Genomic DNA, 19,059 nt, shown 5'->3' on the forward strand with positions numbered 1-19,059 from the left:
GTTACCTATGTATGTCCAAATCACCCATCAATATCGTCTGGTTTAAACGTGATCTCCGCTTTACGGATCACGAACCTTTGTATCGGGCTTTGGAGGAAAATATTCCGGTGTTATTGGTCTATTTTTTTGAGCCATCGATGATTGCGTTCCCCGACAGCGATCTACGGCACTGGCGATTTGTACATGAGTCTTTGATGGAAATGCAGGGGCGTTTGGAGGATCGAAACGGGACCCTATATATTTTCCATCATGAAGTACTCCCCGTGTTTCAGGCTTTGGCAGAACAATTTGACATACGCCAAATTTTCTCCCACCAGGAGATTGGGAATGATTTGAGTTTTCAGCGGGACAAAGCGGTATCTGCTTTTTGCGCGCTCGAAAATATTGCCTGGAAAGAAACGCGGACAGGTGGCGTCATTCGTAAATTAAAATCCCGCAAAACGTGGCAACAACGCTGGGAAGAAACGATGAAACACGAACCCTTTTTTGTGCGCGAAGACAATTGGAATTTGTTGCAACTATCGCATGAATTCTACGAGACTTGTAAAGGCCCCGAACTACCTCTTGAATTCAAAACGCGCAATCCTATTTTCCAAGAAGGCGGCGAATACTGGGGTTGGAAATACATGAAAAGTTTCATCGAAACGCGTCATAAAAATTATAGCTTTTCCATCAGCAAACCAGAGGCTAGTCGGCGGGCATGCAGCCGCATCTCCCCCTATTTAGCCTACGGAAATATATCCATGCGCATGGCCTATACCTACACCATGCAGCATTACAAAACCGCTTCGAACAAACGTGCACTCTCCAATTTCACGTCCCGACTGCACTGGCAGGGGCATTTCATGCAGAAGTTTGAGGATGAGTCCAGGATGGAGTTTGAGCCCGTGAATAAAGCCTATCAGGCGCTAGAAAAACCACGCGATGAGTTCTTGATTCAGGCGTGGCAAAACGGCCAAACCGGCGTTCCACTGATCGATGCTTGCATGCGCTGCGTGGTCGCAACGGGCTATTTAAATTTCCGGATGCGCGCCATGGTTGTATCGTTTTTTGTCTTTAACCTTTGGCAAGATTGGCGGGATTTGGCGCATTTTCTTGCACGCCAATTTCTCGATTACGAACCGGGCATTCACTACCCGCAAATTCAAATGCAAGCGGGCGTGACTGGCATCAACACGATCCGGATTTATAACCCGATTAAGAATTCTTATGCACATGATCCTGACGGGGTCTTCATCAAAAAATGGGTACCGGAATTAGCTGCGGTACCATCCACGTTGATTCATGAACCTTGGAAATTAAGTGACATGGAACAGACTTTGTATGGAGTTAAAATAGGCGTGGATTACCCTGCTCCCGTGGTGGATTTAAGTGCGACAAGAAAAACGGCTTCCGACCAAGTTTGGGGATTACGGAAAACGAAAAAGGCCCGACAAGAGGGGGCGCGTATCCTCGAAAAACACGTCAATAAATGAGCGCATTTCTGATCTTTCCACATCAATTGTTTGAAGAAACGCTCACGCAAGAAGCTGAGGTTTTTTACCTTGTCGAATCGGATTTGTTCTTCAAACAATATGATTTTCACAAGCAGAAAATACTCTTCCACCGAGCGAGTATGCAGGCCTTTGCGGACCGCTTGCGCACCGCGGGAAAAAGAGTCGAATACATCGATGCGCAAGATCCGCGCGCTTCAGAAGTCGCTCTGGTTTCTTCCATCGAAGGCGCGATAAGCTTGTTCGACCCGAATGATTATTTGTTGGAGCGACGCCTTCGTCGAGCTGGTGATATCCGCTTATTAGCCAGCCCCAACTTCCTCAATACCGACACCTCACTGCTCGGCAGCCGCAAGCCCTATTACCAAACGGCCTTCTACACCCAGCAGCGAAAAGACCGTGGAATACTACTGGAAGCAGACGGCAAACCGATGGGAGGCCAATGGACCTATGACACGGAAAATCGGAAGAAAATACCGAAAAATACGTTCATTCCGGCACCATTTCCAACTGTTTCAAACGCATATATTAGCGAGGCAATCGACTACGTCGCTAAGCATTTTCCAGACAATCCGGGCTCGAGCGAGATGCCTTTTTCCGGAGCCTATTTTCCAGTGACGCATACAGAAGCTCTAGCAGCACTAGACCAATTTATTCGGGAACGGATTCCGCTTTTTGGCGATTATGAGGATGCGATTAAGGCACAAGAAAAGACCTTATTCCACAGTATTTTAAGTCCGTTAATTAATGTGGGCTTGTTGAATCCTACGCAGGTTATCGAACGTGTCGCGCATTCGAAAGCACCGCTAAATAGTTTGGAGGGATTCATCCGACAGGTAGTCGGATGGCGGGAATTTGTCCAATTGTTATATCGGAAAATCGGGGTCCAACAGCGCACCACGAATTATTGGGGATTTACGCAGGGGATGCCGGCGGCCTTTTACTCCGGAACGACAGGCGTGGAACCCATCGACCAAACAATCCGCAAGCTCTTAAAAACGGGCTATAACCACCACATCGAACGACTGATGGTGCTGGGGAATTTTATGTTATTATGCGAAATCAAGCCCGATGCGGTCTATCGCTGGTTCATGGAAATGTACATCGATGCTTATGACTGGGTGATGGTGCCGAACATATACGGCATGTCGCAATTCAGCGATGGCGGTTTGATGACGACCAAACCTTATATCTGCGGGTCCAATTACATCCTGAAAATGAGCGATTATCCGAAGGGAGAATGGCAGGAAATTTGGGATGGTTTGTTTTGGCGATTCTTGGATAAACAACGTGAGACCTTCCGCAAAAATCCGAGATGGGCGATGCTGATTAGCACTTGGGATAAAATGCCTTTGGAAAAAAAGGAAACCCATTTAAACAACGCTGAAAACTTTCTAGCTCAGCTGTTTGCTTAGTTTATTCCAAAAAGAAAAGAAGCTATTGAATTCCCCTTGTAAACCCGGAGCAAGCGACGGGTGCACCTCTCGTACTCCTTGAAAATGGGCATTGATGGGATGATCTCGGAAAATTCCTTTGACAGGAAGCGACGCATATTCTCCATAATACACCTGCAAACCTGGTATGTTTTCGGCGAGTGAAAGAATGAAATCGATCGTTTTGGGCGCCATCGGGTGCTTCGCAAAATGACTCGGTTCCAAGATCAAAATCCGGTTACCTGCCTCGCCCTCGTGAAAGGTCGGATCCAACGTATAATGGGTGTAGATGAAGGTGGGAATTCCATCAATTAATTCGAGCGGCTTCGTCGTAGGCGGGGTAAATGGAAGCGATGCTTCGACCGAGCTTTGTAGATGTTGGGGGACCGATTGCGCAGGCAAATCCTCGTATTCGAAATCTAAATATGTTCCTCTTTGCTGGCTACCCGTGTAGCGATTAATATTTTCTTGGTTCGCATAATACAGCTTATTGCTGAAGGTCCCGACGCACCATTGCCAACTCAGCGCATTACTCGCCAAATCACCATCCAACAAATGATAATACATCCATTGGGCGGGTTCCAACCAATGGTATTTGGCCACATTACAAATCGTTCCGGCGAGGTACATCCGCAGGTGATTGTGTAGGTAACCTGTTTCTGGGAAGTTCTTTAAAGCCCCATCTAAAGCTTGAATTCCAGTAGTAGATTCGAGCAACGCTTTAGGAACTCCAAAGCGCTCGATGCCCGCTTGCGGATGGCGAATGTCTTCAAAAATAGCATCGCCTTTTTGAAACCACGTGCGCGTATAAAACTCGCGCCAGGCTAATTCTTGGATGAATTTTTCCGCTTGTTCCAAACCAATTCCACGGTTTTTCAATCGTTGAACGACTTGTGGAACCGTGATAAATCCGCGGGATAAATAGGGGGATAAATAAGACACGCCACCGGTGATAAAATTACGTGAACGTGCATATTTCGCTACGTCAAATCGGTCGATTTGCGCATGTACTTCTTCGAATTTTGTCGAAAACTTCATTAGCGCTTGCTGATTTTATTCATGCTGATGCTGCGCTGCAAGGTGCATTTAAATCGAGGGTCCACAGCCACGCGTTTTTGTAGGTGTTTGGTACCGCGGCCACTCATCCGTTTTCGCCACATGCGGAAACTAGAATCCTTGCTATTCAAGCGCATGAATTCGATGACCTCCTTTTCCTTTAGGCCAAACTGAAATTCGATCGCCTCAAAAGGCGTGCGATCTTCCCAGGCCATTTGAATGATCCGGTCAATGTCCTCGTCGGTAAACTTATTTGCTACGTCTGCACTTTTCACCACAATAGATAATTTGGTCCCAATTCTTCTCCCACTTCTTGCGCCAGGCAAAAGGGCGATTGCAAACGGGGCAGGTTTTGGAGGGTAAATGTTGTTTTTTAACGCCTTGCATAAAAAAAGGGCTTGCCTGTAATAGACAAACCCTTTTCTAGAAAGAATGTTTCAGGCTAGAACAACTTCTCTGCGGGAGGAGTCGCACCCGCTAAGCGAATGTAAACGGTTGTTTGGCCGCGGTGATGCGTTTGGTGTTCGAAAGCTTTGTCGATGACTTGTCCGCGTGTTACGTCGAAACGGTTGAATAATTTAATCATCTCAGCCCATTTCGCATCTGGGTAATTTTTGATGGCATTGATGGCAAAATCATATGAAGCTAAGACTTTCTCCGTAACGCTCGCTTTTGCGACATCATTCGACTTTTCTAGATCTTTTACGGTTGGAGTAACTTCCGTAGCGGTTCCAACAATACCGTAATTGGCATCCGCAATGTGAAGCATTTGACCAGCGAAAGAACGCATTTCTTTGGTTGGCTTTAAGGCATAACCCGTTTCGGGCATTGCATCTAAATACTCTTGCGTATAGGCACGAGCGCGTTCCCAGTCTTTCAAAAGGTTCGCTTTAGGAGTTTGAGCAGTTAAGCTGGTGGCCATGGCAAGGATGGCAAAAAAGGCGAGTAGTTTTTTCATGTTCATTTATTTTTTTCAAAGCTAAGGAATATTGGTATACATTTGTAACTAGAAATCAATTAGTAGTAACCTGTAAGTAACCAGTATATGCGTTTTATCGATAATCCATTCCAATGTCCCGTTACGCGTACCATGTCAATTATCGGCGGAAAATGGAAACCCATCATATTGAATTGTATTGCGGATAAGACAATCCGTTTTGGCAAATTAAATCAATTGATGCCTGCGATTTCAAATAAAGTGCTTTCCAAAGAATTGAAAGATCTAGAAACGTTAGGACTGATCGAACGCATGGAGTATGATGAATTACCACCACGGGTGGAATACAAATTAACAGCAGCAGGTCTCAGTTTAATGCCGGTTTTAATGGAAGTTGCCAACTGGGGTAATTCACACTTTGCGAAGTCGATTGTAAGTTAATTAGACTACTTGATCATATTTGAAAAAAAGAGTTTCAAACATCCATAATTTATAGAAATCATAGTCAAAAAAGATGAAGTCTTAGATGGGACTAAATACTTGGAAAACGAGGACTTCCCAAATCCATTACACCCTGCAATGACCAATAACTTTGGCTTATGCATTATTGAATTGAGGTGCTACTTTAGGGGATTTATTCGTACTACCTGATTTAACATGAGACTCGTAGACCTTAATTTGTTGTCTAACCGCAGGCATCGCTTTCTTCAATTGCTTTTGAAAAAAAACAACTCGTTTTTCAGTATTTGAAAAGTTTTCCTTAATTGAAGAATTATTGAAGTACAAAATTAAAATTTAATTTCTGTATTAAAATCCAATATGCTTATAATTAACCTATTACACTTCAATCTCGCCTCGCAAATACAACACGGCCTCCCCGGCAATCTCTACGCGATCTCCCAGCAATTTGCAAGTTAAGTCTCCCGTTCGTTGGGAGAGTTGGCGGGCCGTTAATTCCGTTTTCCCAAACACCCCAGCCCAATAAGGCGTCAAAGTCGTATGTGCCGAACCAGTCACTGGATCCTCATTTACGCCACAAGCCGGGCCAAAAAAACGCGAAACAAAATCCGTCGTTTCACCGGGAGCGGTGACGATAATTCCTCGAACATCATGGGCTTTTAATGCTTCGAAATCGGGTTGCAAGTTGAGGATATCTGCCTCTGAATCATAGACAAAAAGGTAGTCCGTCTTGCCTTTGAAAACGAGACGCGGCGTCTGAGATAATCCGATGGCATGCACAGCTTGAATAGGCAATTCCGTTAAGGAATCTACGGGAAAATTCAGGGCTAAAACAGAACCGTTTTTTGATACAGTTAAGGGTCCACTACGCGGAGAAATAAAGTTGATTTGGTCTTTAGCATAAGCCAATTCATGGAACAAGACATAGGCACTTGCCAAGGTTGCGTGTCCACACAAATCCACTTCGACCGTGGGCGTAAACCATCGGATTTCAACTTCATTCCCATTCGGAACGATGAAAGCCGTTTCGGCTAAATTATTCTCCTGCGCGATGTTCTGCATCACGGCATCCGGAAGCCAAACATCCAAAGGACAAACCGCTGCGGGATTGCCTTTGAAACGTTCGTTGGTGAATGCGTCAACTTGGTAAATTGGTATTTTCATGGAATTACTCGCTGATATTTAAATCAAGTTTTTTGCCTAGGCCAAATTCAATAAGTCGATAAAATGTAGACAATTGAATATCCGTTTTACCGTTTTCAATGCGCGAAATAAAACTCTTGTTGGCGCCTATTTTATCAGCTAATTGATCCTGCGTCATGTGCGCCTTTTTTCGTTCCTCTTTGATTAATTCACCAATCAAAAAAGCTTTGGCGCGCACTTCAAAATCCGCTCGTTTCGAAGAACCTTCAGGTCCGTAACGATCCGTGTAATGTTCATCAAGGCTAATTAGCTTTTTCATATAATCAAAGATTAAAATATGCTTCTTTCAATTTTTTGGCTAGTTCAATTTCTCGAACAGCTGTTTTTTGAGATTTCTTCTGATATCCGTTCAATAAAACAACCAACTTTCCATGATCAAAAAAACAAAAGATTCGAAAAATATTACCAGCATAACTCACTCGAATTTCATATAAATCCTCGTGCCCGCTTAAATGCTTTAAGAATTTATCGGGAACCCGCTCCGTATGAGTTAAGACAAATAAAACATAATCGATTTTCTCCTTTACCTTCTCGGTCTGACTTTCAAAAAATGTTGAAAAATACGTGCCAAAGAAAATAACTTCTCGAACAGGTTTCATGGTTAGGAATCCACAAAGTTAACTTAAAATACAACTTTTCCGTTTGGTTCAGAAAATTATTTCATCGTTTCAGTCGGCCAACTTAAACCCCTTCACCGTCAAATAAATCCCCAATGAAAATTCCCACAGCGCAATCGGAACGGCAGATAGACCCGCCAAAGGTGCGCGCTGATCAAAAAGACCATACAAAACTGCGACATCCCCGGCGACCAAAGTAAAGGCGCCGACGATCCCGATGATGGGCAAAATGCGAGGAACGAGACGTGTTTGGTAGAGCAGTGTTCCTAAAAGCAAGGCATTGACAGCGGGAATGAAACTTTGGCTAATCAAAAACAAACGGTCATAGAGCATCACGAATCCACGGGACAATACTTGTACGTCTGCGCCTAAAGAACGCAAATTCAAGACCGTCAATAAACTCGATACCCCTGCAAATATCAAGGTTGCTTCCAATATCCGAGCGGCTACAAAACCCAGAGCTAAAGTCTCATTTTGCTTTTTTAATACCGGGTAAAAAACCAATGCCGTCCCGATACAAGCCAAAGCCATGACCAATTCCAAAATTCCCCCCAACACCACATCACTCGTTGGCGCAGCACTTAATATAAAATTCGGTTGGTGAATTTCGTGGTAAAGCGATAAAGTGGGGATGGAAATAAAGGTGAGCAGGTAAAGAATACCGGCGGTCAGGGAAGTTTTGCGCGATGCTGTCATGGAAGCAAGTAAGTCAATTTTACTTTAGCAAAACTGATTATTATTTGAACGGCAAGCCTTTACTTTGATATAAACCAAGGTATTGATTATTTGGGTTATATTGAATCAACACAACCCAAATAATCAACATTTTGGGTTATATTTAGAAATGGAAATGACAAAAATCCCTTTTTTGCCTTTGGATCGGGATATAGAAACCAAAGCTGTTTTGCGTAAATCCGCCTTAGCTCATCAGGCTTTGGCAGAGTTTAAAGGCGTCATAAGTAGCCTACCGAACGAACATATTCTGTTACAAACCTTAGCCCTACGGGAAGCAAGAGAAAGCTCTGCCATTGAGAATATCATCAGTACGTTTGATGAAATTTACAGAAGTAATTTTCAAAACCAACAGTTTACCAGCGCCGCGGCTAAAGAGGTTCATCAGTATGCAAAAGCATTAATTGAAGGTTTCGAACTCGTTAAAACAAATGGATTATTAACAATTAACTTTATCCTACAAGTTCAAGAAGTCGTTGAACAAAACAATGCTGGTTTTAGAAAGCTCCCCGGCACAAAATTGTTAAATGATCAAACTGGTGAAGTTATTTATACTCCACCGCAAGACTATAGTACCATAATCGAGTTGATGAAGAATTTAGAGTTATTTATGAATGATGATTCGATGATGGATATAGATCCGTTAATAAAGATGGCTATTATTCATTATCAATTTGAAAGTATTCACCCCTTTTATGACGGTAATGGTCGAACGGGACGCATCATTAATGTATTGTATTTGGTCCAAAAAGGACTCTTAACTTTGCCTATTCTTTACCTAAGTAGCTACATCATTACACACAAAAACGACTATTACCGTTTACTTCAAGAAATTCGTACAAAAGGATCATGGGAAGAATGGTTACTATTTGTATTAAATGGGGTTGAAAAAACAGCAAAGGAGGGGATAATATTAATCCAAGCGCTCCGGTTTTTAATGCAAGAACAAAAAAATCAAATTAGAACATTTGCCCCCAAAATATACAGCCAAGATCTGATTAATAGTCTTTTCAAATACCCTTACACTAAAATTGAATACATACAGCAAGACTTAGGTGTAAGTAGAAATACCTCCATTCGCTATTTAGAAGAATTAGTCAACGCGAAAATCTTAGTAAAACATAAAATAGGACGAGAGAATTTTTATGAGCACAAAAAATTGTTTACCCTGTTAAGTGGCCAAAAAAATGCCTAATCTAGGCCTTCAAATCCGTCGAGCTAACGTGACCGATCTCGCTGCTTTACAGGCCATCGGCCGACAAACCTTTGTGGAAACAAATCTGCAAAAAATCTGAGGAAAATTTGGAGAAAACCTATTTCAAGTGGGCGTTGATGAGCAGCGGGATGTTTTGGTGAAGTTCAAAATTTAACTACATGATTTTAATCCATAAATTAAACATTCTAACGTTTCGTTGATAACATATCCAAGTCTTCTAATTTGAAAATTCTATTCTCTTTAAAATTCTTTCTACAGAATTGTAAAAAAGATTTTGATTTTGACTTTTGGGTATTGGATTCAATCAAAACTTTTGCACAATAATATGAGAATTCCAGTTTATATTCTTCCGAATTTTCATACATATGATTTATCAATCTGAATAATGTATCTGGTGATTTCTTAACTTGAAGTAAATAATTTGAATACAAAGGGAAATCCGCATATAAATGGTAATAATCTTCTTCAATCTCGGTTTTCGAGATTATTTCAATCATTTTATCTGAAGTTTCATAATCTTTACATTGCAACGATAACCAAAAAATTAAATGATTTGGGATTTTATCATTTTGATTATTTGAATATTCTATGACCTTTCTAAATAACTCAATGTTATTTCTCTTTACTAACTTCTCGGCAAAATTGAACAAATCTGAACTACTTACATCGATTGATAATCCGTATTTTTTATTCTCCTCCTTATACTCTTCACAATATTTTGATATGGAAAAGTCGGGTAATGAAGATTTATAATTAAAGTTTGTAAAGTTTTTGTAGTGACGAAAAAGAAATTTAACAGATGATGAGGTGGCAAGTGCTGGTAGTTGATTATGTGAACCTTCAAATGATTCAACTTTTAAATTCGAATTACTTATTTCGTTATTTTTAATTTTATCATTTAGTTTTTCTCCTAATTCATTAAAACCATCATCTAAGGTTCCATAACCTAAAAAAACATTTTCTTTTGAAGTTTTGACGTAATCAAAAATCATATTTTTAAAATATTCAGATTCTGAATTGACTGATAATGCCACAATATTTTTAAAAGGATTATTGTTAAAAAATGGGAGATTTAGAACAAGATGTCCTGTGTTTGAATGACCAACAATACTATTGTGTTCTGAAGTTTGATATTGTGAATTTATCATAGGAACAAGTTCGTTGAACAGATAATTTTTCAATTTTTCAGAACCCTTTAAATATAATGACTTATCGGTAGAATAGTCAAACTTTGGTTCTGTTTCATATCCTCTATTGTTGTGAAATACTCCTACAATAATAATTTCGGGAATGTTATCTCTTCCATAATCGGTGCCAGACTCACCAATAAATTTTTCTGAAAGTAATTCAATACTTAATAAAAATGGTTTTAATAAGGTGTTGGCATCTAAAACGTAAACAACTGGGTATTTCTTGAGTGGATTATAGTTATTTGGTAATTTGATTCCAATCGTTCGGGTTTCATTGAATGTTGGTGAGAAATTGTTCGTTATTTTAAAGTCAAAATTAAAACTTCCTACATCTTGTTTTGAATCCTTCCAACTCAATATTTTATAAGAGTAGATGGTTGATGTGTTACCCGTAATCTTAAGATTAGATTTTACTTCCCAATAATTTGAGGTATAACCTTCTGTTTCCCAACTTCCACGAGTAAACTTAAATTCCGAAGGATATGATAAATCCAGAGAAATCTCCCTTTCAAATTCTGAAACCCTATTCAGTTTAATCTTATCAGGCTTCCAATTACCTAAATTTTCTTGATTTCCAGTGATAAACACTTCATCGGTTTTATTTGGAACGGTAACCTTTATTTTACTTAATTCCTGACTAAACGAGGAAAAGGTAATCAAAACTAAAATTGAAGAGATTAATAATTTCATAAAAGTGATTTATTAGTCATTTTGATATCATCATTCCAAATATACATCTTTTTTCTTACGGGCTATTTACAAGAATGAACAGGCTAAATCATATGAGACTATAAGCTTTTTTGTTAATTAAAAAGCCTGAATAATGCTCGTTTATTTAAATTAGCTCTTGATATAAATTGACGATACGTAGTTGATCGACTTAACCTAAATATCTCAGCTTTATCTGGTATTAGTAGTAATTAAAAGCATTTTGAATTTTAGAAAATGAAACTACTATACAATTCCTTTAGCTAAACTCCGTTGAACTCGCCATTCAACGCATTTTCATTCGAGTCAAAGAAGGTGGTCATCATATACCTACTGATACCATTAAGCGACGATATAAAGCAGGAATCAAGAATTTATTCCAAATCTACTTGCCCATCGTAGACAATTTCATGATATTTGACTCGACCAATTCGATACCATTACCCATTGCACATAAATTCATCGATGAATCCATCATCATAAACCACCCATTGAAATGGCATCAACTCAAGCAAAACCAATAGGCCAAAAAGAGGACGAATACAATCGTATCGTTACTGCGATGAAAAAAATTCCAGCTCAATTAAAAAAATTGAAAATGGAAAAAGGCACCAATCTCGTCGTTTCCCGCGACAGCAAAATCCAACACATTAAGCCCGAAGACATCAAGCTTTAAGCCTGTCCAAAACTTGACTCCTTTATAACCACTTCTTCCGCCTAAACCACACATAAATCAAACCGCTGAGCAGCATCATAAACCCGAGTAATGCCGGATAACCCCAGCGTTCTCTTAGCTCTGGCATGTAATCAAAATTCATCCCATAAATCCCCGCCACAAAGGTTAATGGCATAAAAAATACGGAGAAAATCGTCAAGACCTTAATCACATCATTCGTCTTCTGCGCGGAAATCGACAAGTAAAAATTCACCAAATTGGATACATCTTCATGAATCTGATCATAGATGTTCAACAACTTTAAATGCAAATCGCGTGTGTCCTGCAAGTCATCCGATTCGGAATCTGGTAATTTAATGGAACTAACCGCCTCCTGACTAAACAATAATAGCTTTTTACTCATTAGCGATTTGCGTTTGATTTGGTATAATTCAGACAGCATCTCAGGAGTCAAATTCTGCGAAAACACTTTGCTTTCAAAATCATCTAGCTCGTTCGATAAGCGCACCGCCGGTGTTTCATAGGAATGTAAAATATGCCAAAGCATTTTGGCAACAATGGATTCCACTCGCTTAAAATCGCCCTTGTCAAAAAGCTTTTCCTTGACCTCGTCCATAAATGCATGAGGCAAACGATGCACGGTAATTAATAACCCGGGGCGGTAAAAAAAGGCAATTTTAGTCGAGATTGATTGAATAGAAACCGATTGTCCAGCCCTAATTGGAATGAGCACCCTCGTAATGATAAAGTGTGTTCCATCTATATCCTCGTGTTTAGGAAGGTGGTCTGGTTGCAGACAAGCAAAAGTCGCGTATTTATTCAAGCCATATACCTGACTGATTTCCTCTAATTCGGAGGATGTGGGTGCCGTGAGGTCAACCCATTCAAGCTTTTGGTTAGGACATGTTGATTTTACGATTGCCATAATAGTCTAGAGAAAATCAAAAATAGAAATTAATGCCTCGTATTCTAAATTAAAAGGAAGATTTACTCATATCCGTAATTTTGGTAGTAATACCCGTAAAATATATTTCGCTTTCTCGCATTTGTTGGTTTAATTAGGTCTTCCGTTTGAACCTAAACCATGAAAAATTCATCCTCCCTCAACCGTAGAGCCTTCCTGAAATCCTCAGCCCTAAGCGGTGGCGGACTCTTGATTAGCTTCTCCTTTTTTTCAAAGGCGAGTGCGCAAACCGCTCCAGGAACACAGCCGATTGAACTGAATGGTTTTGTCAAAATTTTACCAGATAATCGCATCCAAATCATGTCCCCCAATCCCGAAGGCGGACAGGGCGTGAAGACTTCCATGCCAATGATTGTAGCGGAGGAATTGGATGTAGATTGGAAACAAGTGGAGGTAATACAAGCTGATTTAGATACCAAACATTTCACCCGCCAGTTCATCGGTGGTAGCCAAGCCATACATCAAGGTTGGAAGCCTTTGCGAACCGCAGGGGCGACAGCGCGCCAACTTCTTCGCGAGGCAGCGGCATTGCAATGGAATGTTCCCACTTCGGAAATTAGCACAGAGGCAGGCGTTTTATCGCATTCCGCATCAGGGAAAAGCGCAACCTATGGCCAAATGGCCCAATTCGCATCAACAATTACGTTACCTACCCAAGTTGCTTTGAAAGCTGTCAAAGATTTCAAGATCATCGGGAAATCAAAACAACAAGTAGACATCCGAAAAATCGTGACGGGTCAACCACTTTTTGGCATCGACACGCGAGTTCCCGGCATGCTGATTGCGATGGTCACGCACCCTCCAGCTTTTGGCATGACATTGAAGTCTTTTGATGCCACACGCGCCTTGAAAATGCCCGGAATTAAAGCTGTTTTCCCGATTAAACTGTATAACGAAGGCTACGAAAAAACCTTCTTTGATACCACTACTTTCCCGGAAGTCGTCGCTATCGTAGGTCGAAATACCTGGGAAGTCATGCAGGCCAAAAAAGTCCTTCAAGTCACCTGGAAACCGATCGAAACCTATACCCAAAAAAGGGATATGCTCGGTCGGAAAATCACGGAAACCGTTCCAGCCGGCCTCGAGAGCAGCACCGGGCATCAAGCACAAATGGCGGCTAAAAAAGAGGTGCCTGGCATCGTCCGCCGAAAGGACGGCGACATTGAATCGGCCTTCAAACAAGCCACCAAAATCATTGAACGCACCTATTATGGCCCATATCTAGCCCATAATTGCATGGAGCCCATGAACTTTTTCGCACATGTCACAAAAGACAAAGCGAGCCTTGCGGGTCCTTTGCAAAAGCCGGAATTCAGCGAGCAAACACTTTCAGCTCGCATCGGTATTCCTTTGGAAAACATCGACATTAAAATGACGCGCTTAGGCGGTGGTTTCGGACGGCGATCTTATTCACACTGGTTGATTGAGGCCGCATTAATATCCCAACAAGTTCAAGCGCCTATCAAATTAATTTATTCCCGCGAAGACGATATGACAGCGGGGATTTACCGTTCGACTTACACTGCGACGTATCGCGCCGCGTTAGATGCGAATAATCAGGTCATTGGTTTTCACGTAAAAGCGGGTGGCATTCCTGAATCCCCGCTATACCCAAACCGATTCCCTGCAGGGGCGGTGGACAATTATTTAGCCGAAGACTGGACCATTGATAGCAATATCACCGTGGGTTCTTTCCGGGCACCGCGTTCTAATTTTATGGCCGCGGCGGAGCAATCTTTCTTAGATGAATTAGCGGAATTTGCGGGTAAAGATCCCATTGATTTCCGACTGGAATTACTACAACGCGCAAAGGACAAACCCGTTGGCAAAAATAACGAATACGAACCGGAACGCTATGCAGAGGTCTTACGTTTAGTACGCGAAAAGTCGAATTGGGATGCTTTGAAATCCACAAAAAAACTCGGGGTATCCGCCTATTTCTGCCACGATTCCTATGCCGCGCACGTGCTTGAACTCGAAATGAAAAACGGCACGCCGGTCGTTCAAAACGTCTGTTGTGCGATTGATTGTGGAATTGTCATCAACCCAGATGGGGCGAAAAATTTGTCGGAAGGCGGAATTGTCGATGGTATCGGCGCGGCGATGTTTGGCAAAATGACGATTGAAAATGGGGTGCCACAGAGTTCGAACTTTGATACCTACCGCATGATTCGCCACAATGAAGCCCCTAAGAAAATCGATGTGCATTTTGTGAAGAATGAGATAGACCCTACCGGCATGGGCGAACCCGCTTATCCCCCTGTTTATGGCGCTTTAGCGAATGCGCTGTACAAGGCCACCGGCAAAAGACATTACCGGCAGCCTTTTTCAGATAATTTATAATTTACGCTGCCCTAGCCACTTCACCATCACGGGATCTCGGTGATCAAAAAAGCTAGACGTCATCGTATCGAGCGTTTGGATTTGAGCCATGTCAGACTCGCTTAATTGAAAGTCAAAAATGGCGAAATTTTCGACCATGCGCTCCCGATTCACCGTTTTGGGAATCGCGACAACACCACGCTGAACTATCCAGCGCAGAATGACCTGGGCAATGGATTTACTGTGTTTTTGAGCGATAGCCCCTAAGAGTTCGTTGCTAAACATCCCATTCTTGCCTTCCGCAAAAGGCCCCCAAGATTCGATCTGAATGTTGTTTTCTTGTAAGAAGGCTTGGTTCGCGATTTGCTGTTGGAATGGATGTGTTTCCACCTGATTCACTGCCGGCACAATCTCGGTATGAACCATTAAATCCATCACACGATCCGGCTGAAAATTACTAATTCCAATCGCTTTTATGCGACCATCTTTATACAATTTTTCCAACGCGCGCCACTCCCCAAAAACATCCCCATAAGGCTGATGAATCAGATACAAATCCAGGTAATCGAGGCCTAATTTTTGCACGGATTGCTCAAAGGCCTCCATCGTTCCTTCGTAACCTTGACCTTGAATCCATAATTTGGTCGTGATAAACAAGTCCTTGCGGGCTACACCCGAAGCGGCCAGTGCACGACCTACCGCCTCCTCGTTTCCGTAGGAGGCCGCCGTATCGATGGACCGATAACCCACAGAAATCGCCTCTAAAACTGCCTTTTCACAAGCCGCCGCATCTGGAATCTGAAATACACCAAAGCCCAAAATGGGCATCTTCACTCCATTATTTAAGGTAACAAACTCCATTTACGCTTTTAACTGGGGCTGAAAAGGCTGTTGGTAAAAACGTTTCCCCGTCGCCTTATACAGTGCATTCGCCATCGCACCAAAAATCGGTGGGAACGGCGGCTCGCCTAATCCCGTCGGGTCAATCTCATTCTTCACAAAATGCACATCGATTTTCTTCGGTGCTTCGTTGTGACGAATCATGCGATACGTATCGAAATTTCGCTGATCAGTGCGACCATCTGTTAAAGTTAATTGACCAAACAAGGCATTTCCTATCCCGTCGATCGCCGCACCTTCTGCCATGTTTTTCGCTCCTTCCGGATTCACGACTACGCCGCAATCCAAAGCTGTTGTTACTTGGTCAACCGTCACTTGGTCGCCTTTCACCTGTAAATCGATAACCTGTGCCGCATAGGAATTGTGGCAGAAATACGCCGAAACCCCGCGCTTTTTACCTGCGTTCTCCGGTTTTCCCCAGCCCGATTTTTCGCGCACTAATTCCAACACGCCCATGTAGCGGCTCGCATCGTAATCGTTGGTTTTTCCTACCGGGTTATCTTTGGCCCGCTGCAATAATTCCAAACGGAATGCAATCGGATCCTTGCCCATGTACTCCGAAATTTCATCCAAGAACGACTGTTCTGCCGCGGCGTTAAAATTCGAACGAGGGGCACGGAAAGCGCCGATCGTAATGTTCGATGGAATCACAAAACTCTCCGCTAAGTAATTATCAATCGCTCCTGCCGGAAAACGATTGGCATGTAAAGGGGATTCTGGAACGCCGCCACCTTTGGCATGAAAAGCAATCAGCTTCTTATTTTCATCGAAAGCCGCGCGGTAGGTCAACTGGTAGGACGGTCGGTAAATACCCGCACTCACATCATCCTCGCGCGAGTAAATTAATTTAACGGGTGCGTTCGCTTGCTTGGAAATCAAGGCCGCCTCGATCATGTAGTGGCCATACGCGCGCCGACCGAAACCCCCGCCCATCCGTACTAATTCAATCGATATATTTTCTTTAGGGATACCTAAACGAGCCACGATCGATGGCATAATCCAATCTGGGATTTGGATAGGCGCAACGAAACGAACTTTGTCGCCCACATAATGCGCAAACGTATTCGTCGGTTCCATGATATTATGTGCCAAAAACGGCGCGGTATAAGTCCGCTCAATCACGTGTTTCGCCTCCGCGAAAGCCTTTTCTGGATCACCATCTTTTCGCTCAATGACACCCGCCTTTTTGCTCATTTCGAGCATTTGAGCATAATGTTTTGTCGTACTTTCTAGTCCGGATGGAACCGTCGTTTCGCGATTGTTTTGACCCATCTCCTTTCTTTCTGGCGCTACTTCCCATACGGCTTTGATTTTCTTGCGTGCATTCATCACATCCCAGGTGGACTTGCCCACGACAGCAATTACCTCGTTGAACGAACGCGTATCAAAACCTGCAAATTTGTGATCATCATTAAAGACTTTGATCGGGAAAATATCCACGATTCCCGGCATCTTCTTCGCTGCGGTTGCATCGAAGGATTTCAATCGCATACCAAAAGCCGGTGGACGTTCAGTCATCGCAATTAACATCCCCGCCTCGCGGTAATCCATCCCGAACAAGGGTTTTCCTTGTGCAATTTTGGGTGCTACAACATTCTTTTGTGGGGTTCCAATTAAGTGGAACGATTGATTTCCTTTCAAGACAATGTCTTTCGGCACCGGTAATTTCGCCGCAGCAGCAGCAAAAGTTCCGTAGGTTTCTGACTTGCCACTGAATGCGTGCGTGATCATTCCATTCGCTGTTGTCAATTCCGAAACGGGTAGGTTCCAGGCCTGACTCGCAGCCGTCAAAATCATTTGTCGGGCCGCAGCCCCCACCGTCCGCAAGGGTTTCCAAGCGGTCCGAACACCTTGACTCCCGCCAGTAAATTGGCGTGGAAAGGCTTTATTATCGTAATTCCCTTGTTCCACCTCCACTTGCTTCCAATCCACGTCTAATTCCTCCGCGATTAACATCGGTAAAGAGGTCATTACATTTTGGCCAAACTCGGGATTGGGGGAAAATATTTTGATTGAATTATCCGAGGCGATTTTGATGAAACTTGTCACCTCTTGCCAAACGGGCTCGATGTTCAATTCGCCTAAGGATTCCACCGGCTTCGCACGCGCGAACCATGAAATGCCTAGCATCATGCCTCCGCCGGATAGCGATGATACTTTCAAGAACGATCGTCTACTATAATTTGAGTCTGTCTTTTTCATGATTTCGTCGCGGCTTGTTGGATAGCTTTTTTGATACGCGTATACGTTCCACAACGGCAAATATTGCCCGTCATGAAGTTTTCAATATCCTCTTCCGTGGGATTCGGTGTGCTTTTCAAGAGTGCCGCGGCGCTCATGATTTGGCCTGATTGACAATATCCGCATTGTGCGACGTCCACATCCACCCATGCTTTTTGAACGGGATGATCACCTTTCGCAGATAGGCCTTCGATGGTGGTAATTTCCATTCCTGCCAAAGCCGAAATGGGCAATTGGCAAGAGCGAACAGCGTCGCCATTTAAGTGTACCGTGCAAGCGCCGCAAGAGCCGACACCGCAACCGTATTTCGTGCCCTCCATTCCTAGGATGTCACGGAGCACCCACAAAAGGGGCATATTTTCGTCCGCCTCTACCTGGTGGACTTTCTTGTTAATCTTAACGGAATATTTCTTGATCATAGTCGAGGTGATTTAGGAGAATCGAAGCAAATATATTCAAATTTAATGTTTTATCTGATGCGTATCACGCACGCTACTAAATGTCAATGCGAGCATCTTCCAATCATTCCCTTGTTTTTGGTAGACTTCCGTCACCGTAAACTCCGTAACCGCCACTTGTTCCCGCACGATAGCATCTAATGTAATACGATTCCAAACGATCGCTGTATTCCCTACGATCTCCACCGCGGTATCTTTCACTGTCGCTTTTTTATACCAAATTCGTCCCGTTTTAATGATATCCAATTCTTCGTCTTTCTTCCATGTTCCGCTCATGTGAACGAATTTGGCTTTGGGGTCGAATAATTTTTCAAGTTTATCGACTTCCTTGTCTGACATCCACTGCCACTTATCCGTCGACAATTGGATCAATTCTTTTTCTGCAGCGGTCTGTGCAAAGGAAGATGAAATAGAAACGAGCAAGATGCTCAATAAGAATACTAGCTTTTTCATG

The 19,059-nt window shown here is 42.7% G+C and carries 20 protein-coding genes; 6 read left to right on the forward strand and 14 right to left on the reverse strand.

The features are described 5' to 3' along the window. Positions 1 to 11: 11 nt before the first annotated feature. The gene (locus tag PQG45_RS09355; RefSeq protein WP_316070742.1) at positions 12 to 1,475 is read left to right on the forward strand and encodes a cryptochrome/deoxyribodipyrimidine photo-lyase family protein; all 1,464 of its coding nucleotides are present in this window, start codon (positions 12 to 14) and stop codon (positions 1,473 to 1,475) included. Next, a complete protein-coding gene (locus tag PQG45_RS09360) occupies positions 1,472 to 2,908 on the forward strand; it encodes a cryptochrome/photolyase family protein (protein ID WP_316070743.1) in 1,437 nt (478 codons plus the stop codon). The genes PQG45_RS09355 and PQG45_RS09360 overlap by 4 nt, the downstream gene beginning before the upstream one ends. Here PQG45_RS09360 and PQG45_RS09365 read toward each other — a convergent pair. The 4 genes from PQG45_RS09365 to PQG45_RS09375 are packed head-to-tail and all read right to left on the reverse strand — an operon-like array spanning position 2,888 to position 4,940. Continuing rightward, on the reverse strand, positions 2,888 to 3,964 hold the full coding sequence (locus tag PQG45_RS09365; RefSeq protein ID WP_316070744.1) for an FAD-binding domain-containing protein: 1,077 nt from the start codon (positions 3,962 to 3,964) through the stop codon (positions 2,888 to 2,890). The two genes, PQG45_RS09360 and PQG45_RS09365, sit on opposite strands and share 21 nt — an antisense overlap. Continuing rightward, positions 3,964 to 4,257, reverse strand: a complete 294-nt coding sequence (locus tag PQG45_RS09370) for a TIGR03643 family protein (protein ID WP_316070745.1) — start codon at positions 4,255 to 4,257, stop codon at positions 3,964 to 3,966. Before PQG45_RS09370 ends, PQG45_RS09365 begins: the two co-directional genes overlap by 1 nt. Further along, a complete protein-coding gene (locus PQG45_RS11850; protein WP_252624661.1) occupies positions 4,232 to 4,369 on the reverse strand; it encodes a DUF2256 domain-containing protein in 138 nt (45 codons plus the stop codon). Before PQG45_RS11850 ends, PQG45_RS09370 begins: the two co-directional genes overlap by 26 nt. A 55-nt stretch (positions 4,370 to 4,424) precedes the next feature. Further along, positions 4,425 to 4,940: a DinB family protein gene (locus PQG45_RS09375; protein WP_316070746.1), complete on the reverse strand. Its 516-nt coding sequence runs from the start codon at positions 4,938 to 4,940 to the stop codon at positions 4,425 to 4,427. 87 nt (positions 4,941 to 5,027) lie between these two features. Here PQG45_RS09375 and PQG45_RS09380 point away from each other — a divergent pair, with 87 nt between their 5' ends. Beyond that, positions 5,028 to 5,360 (forward strand): winged helix-turn-helix transcriptional regulator, encoded by a 333-nt coding sequence (locus PQG45_RS09380; protein WP_316070747.1) that lies wholly within the window; start codon positions 5,028 to 5,030, stop codon positions 5,358 to 5,360. Between the two features lie 396 nt (positions 5,361 to 5,756). Here the strand turns inward: PQG45_RS09380 and PQG45_RS09385 are convergent, their stop codons facing one another. The 4 genes from PQG45_RS09385 to PQG45_RS09400 all read right to left on the reverse strand — a co-directional run bounded on the left by PQG45_RS09385 (position 5,757) and on the right by PQG45_RS09400 (position 7,894). After that, positions 5,757 to 6,542, reverse strand: a complete 786-nt coding sequence (locus PQG45_RS09385; protein ID WP_316070748.1) for a PhzF family phenazine biosynthesis protein — start codon at positions 6,540 to 6,542, stop codon at positions 5,757 to 5,759. Positions 6,543 to 6,546: 4 nt separating this feature from the next. Beyond that, complete coding sequence (locus PQG45_RS09390; protein WP_316070750.1) at positions 6,547 to 6,840, reverse strand: helix-turn-helix domain-containing protein; 294 nt, start codon at positions 6,838 to 6,840, stop codon at positions 6,547 to 6,549. A 4-nt stretch (positions 6,841 to 6,844) separates the two neighbouring features. After that, positions 6,845 to 7,180, reverse strand: a complete 336-nt coding sequence (locus tag PQG45_RS09395) for a type II toxin-antitoxin system RelE/ParE family toxin (protein ID WP_316070751.1) — start codon at positions 7,178 to 7,180, stop codon at positions 6,845 to 6,847. Positions 7,181 to 7,249: 69 nt separating this feature from the next. After that, positions 7,250 to 7,894 (reverse strand): DUF4386 domain-containing protein, encoded by a 645-nt coding sequence (locus PQG45_RS09400; protein ID WP_316070752.1) that lies wholly within the window; start codon positions 7,892 to 7,894, stop codon positions 7,250 to 7,252. A 100-nt stretch (positions 7,895 to 7,994) separates the two neighbouring features. On the opposite strand from PQG45_RS09400, the gene PQG45_RS09405 reads away from it, so the two are divergent. Then, the gene (locus tag PQG45_RS09405; RefSeq protein ID WP_316070753.1) at positions 7,995 to 9,125 is read left to right on the forward strand and encodes a Fic family protein; all 1,131 of its coding nucleotides are present in this window, start codon (positions 7,995 to 7,997) and stop codon (positions 9,123 to 9,125) included. A 206-nt stretch (positions 9,126 to 9,331) separates the two neighbouring features. Here PQG45_RS09405 and PQG45_RS09410 read toward each other — a convergent pair whose 3' ends face one another. After that, complete coding sequence (locus tag PQG45_RS09410) at positions 9,332 to 11,026, reverse strand: alpha/beta hydrolase-fold protein (protein WP_316070754.1); 1,695 nt, start codon at positions 11,024 to 11,026, stop codon at positions 9,332 to 9,334. Positions 11,027 to 11,540: 514 nt separating this feature from the next. On the opposite strand from PQG45_RS09410, the gene PQG45_RS09415 reads away from it, so the two are divergent. Then, positions 11,541 to 11,720: a hypothetical protein gene (locus tag PQG45_RS09415; RefSeq protein ID WP_315574436.1), complete on the forward strand. Its 180-nt coding sequence runs from the start codon at positions 11,541 to 11,543 to the stop codon at positions 11,718 to 11,720. 22 nt (positions 11,721 to 11,742) lie between these two features. Here the strand turns inward: PQG45_RS09415 and PQG45_RS09420 are convergent, their stop codons facing one another. Continuing rightward, entirely contained in the window at positions 11,743 to 12,645 is a 903-nt protein-coding gene (locus PQG45_RS09420; protein WP_316070755.1) for a magnesium transporter CorA family protein, read from the reverse strand. A 159-nt stretch (positions 12,646 to 12,804) separates the two neighbouring features. Between PQG45_RS09420 and PQG45_RS09425 the strand changes: the two genes are divergently transcribed. Next, the gene (locus PQG45_RS09425; protein ID WP_316070756.1) at positions 12,805 to 15,027 is read left to right on the forward strand and encodes a xanthine dehydrogenase family protein molybdopterin-binding subunit; all 2,223 of its coding nucleotides are present in this window, start codon (positions 12,805 to 12,807) and stop codon (positions 15,025 to 15,027) included. On the opposite strand, the gene PQG45_RS09430 is transcribed toward PQG45_RS09425, so the two are convergent. The 4 genes from PQG45_RS09430 to PQG45_RS09445 are packed head-to-tail and all read right to left on the reverse strand — an operon-like array spanning position 15,022 to position 19,058. Then, complete coding sequence (locus tag PQG45_RS09430; RefSeq protein ID WP_315574445.1) at positions 15,022 to 15,867, reverse strand: aldo/keto reductase; 846 nt, start codon at positions 15,865 to 15,867, stop codon at positions 15,022 to 15,024. The genes PQG45_RS09425 and PQG45_RS09430 overlap by 6 nt on opposite strands. Beyond that, positions 15,868 to 18,108, reverse strand: coding sequence for a xanthine dehydrogenase family protein molybdopterin-binding subunit (locus PQG45_RS09435; protein ID WP_316070757.1), 2,241 nt, complete (start codon positions 18,106 to 18,108; stop codon positions 15,868 to 15,870). After that, positions 18,105 to 18,563, reverse strand: a complete 459-nt coding sequence (locus PQG45_RS09440; protein ID WP_315575082.1) for a (2Fe-2S)-binding protein — start codon at positions 18,561 to 18,563, stop codon at positions 18,105 to 18,107. Before PQG45_RS09440 ends, PQG45_RS09435 begins: the two co-directional genes overlap by 4 nt. A 45-nt stretch (positions 18,564 to 18,608) precedes the next feature. Next, positions 18,609 to 19,058 carry a nuclear transport factor 2 family protein gene (locus PQG45_RS09445; RefSeq protein WP_315574448.1) on the reverse strand — a complete coding sequence of 150 codons (450 nt, stop codon included), beginning with the start codon at positions 19,056 to 19,058 and terminating at the stop codon, positions 18,609 to 18,611. Between the last annotated feature and the right edge of the window lies 1 nt (position 19,059).

The organism is Aquirufa regiilacus (genome assembly GCF_032470275.1).
GTDB lineage: Bacteria > Bacteroidota > Bacteroidia > Cytophagales > Spirosomataceae > Aquirufa > Aquirufa regiilacus.

Bases quoted from the DNA above. Each gene is read 5' to 3' on its own strand.
- PQG45_RS09415 (WP_315574436.1), top strand. From the start codon at position 11,541: ATGGCATCAACTCAAGCAAAACCAATAGGCCAAAAAGAGGACGAATAC.
- PQG45_RS09435 (WP_316070757.1), bottom strand. From the start codon at position 18,108: ATGAAAAAGACAGACTCAAATTATAGTAGACGATCGTTCTTGAAAGTA.
- PQG45_RS09425 (WP_316070756.1), top strand. From the start codon at position 12,805: ATGAAAAATTCATCCTCCCTCAACCGTAGAGCCTTCCTGAAATCCTCA.
- PQG45_RS09360 (WP_316070743.1), top strand. From the start codon at position 1,472: ATGAGCGCATTTCTGATCTTTCCACATCAATTGTTTGAAGAAACGCTC.
- PQG45_RS09430 (WP_315574445.1), bottom strand. From the start codon at position 15,867: ATGGAGTTTGTTACCTTAAATAATGGAGTGAAGATGCCCATTTTGGGC.
- PQG45_RS11850 (WP_252624661.1), bottom strand. From the start codon at position 4,369: ATGCAAGGCGTTAAAAAACAACATTTACCCTCCAAAACCTGCCCCGTT.
- PQG45_RS09410 (WP_316070754.1), bottom strand. From the start codon at position 11,026: ATGAAATTATTAATCTCTTCAATTTTAGTTTTGATTACCTTTTCCTCG.
- PQG45_RS09400 (WP_316070752.1), bottom strand. From the start codon at position 7,894: ATGACAGCATCGCGCAAAACTTCCCTGACCGCCGGTATTCTTTACCTG.
- PQG45_RS09420 (WP_316070755.1), bottom strand. From the start codon at position 12,645: ATGGCAATCGTAAAATCAACATGTCCTAACCAAAAGCTTGAATGGGTT.
- PQG45_RS09355 (WP_316070742.1), top strand. From the start codon at position 12: ATGTCCAAATCACCCATCAATATCGTCTGGTTTAAACGTGATCTCCGC.
- PQG45_RS09390 (WP_316070750.1), bottom strand. From the start codon at position 6,840: ATGAAAAAGCTAATTAGCCTTGATGAACATTACACGGATCGTTACGGA.
- PQG45_RS09445 (WP_315574448.1), bottom strand. From the start codon at position 19,058: ATGAAAAAGCTAGTATTCTTATTGAGCATCTTGCTCGTTTCTATTTCA.
- PQG45_RS09395 (WP_316070751.1), bottom strand. From the start codon at position 7,180: ATGAAACCTGTTCGAGAAGTTATTTTCTTTGGCACGTATTTTTCAACA.
- PQG45_RS09365 (WP_316070744.1), bottom strand. From the start codon at position 3,964: ATGAAGTTTTCGACAAAATTCGAAGAAGTACATGCGCAAATCGACCGA.
- PQG45_RS09375 (WP_316070746.1), bottom strand. From the start codon at position 4,940: ATGAAAAAACTACTCGCCTTTTTTGCCATCCTTGCCATGGCCACCAGC.
- PQG45_RS09380 (WP_316070747.1), top strand. From the start codon at position 5,028: ATGCGTTTTATCGATAATCCATTCCAATGTCCCGTTACGCGTACCATG.
- PQG45_RS09385 (WP_316070748.1), bottom strand. From the start codon at position 6,542: ATGAAAATACCAATTTACCAAGTTGACGCATTCACCAACGAACGTTTC.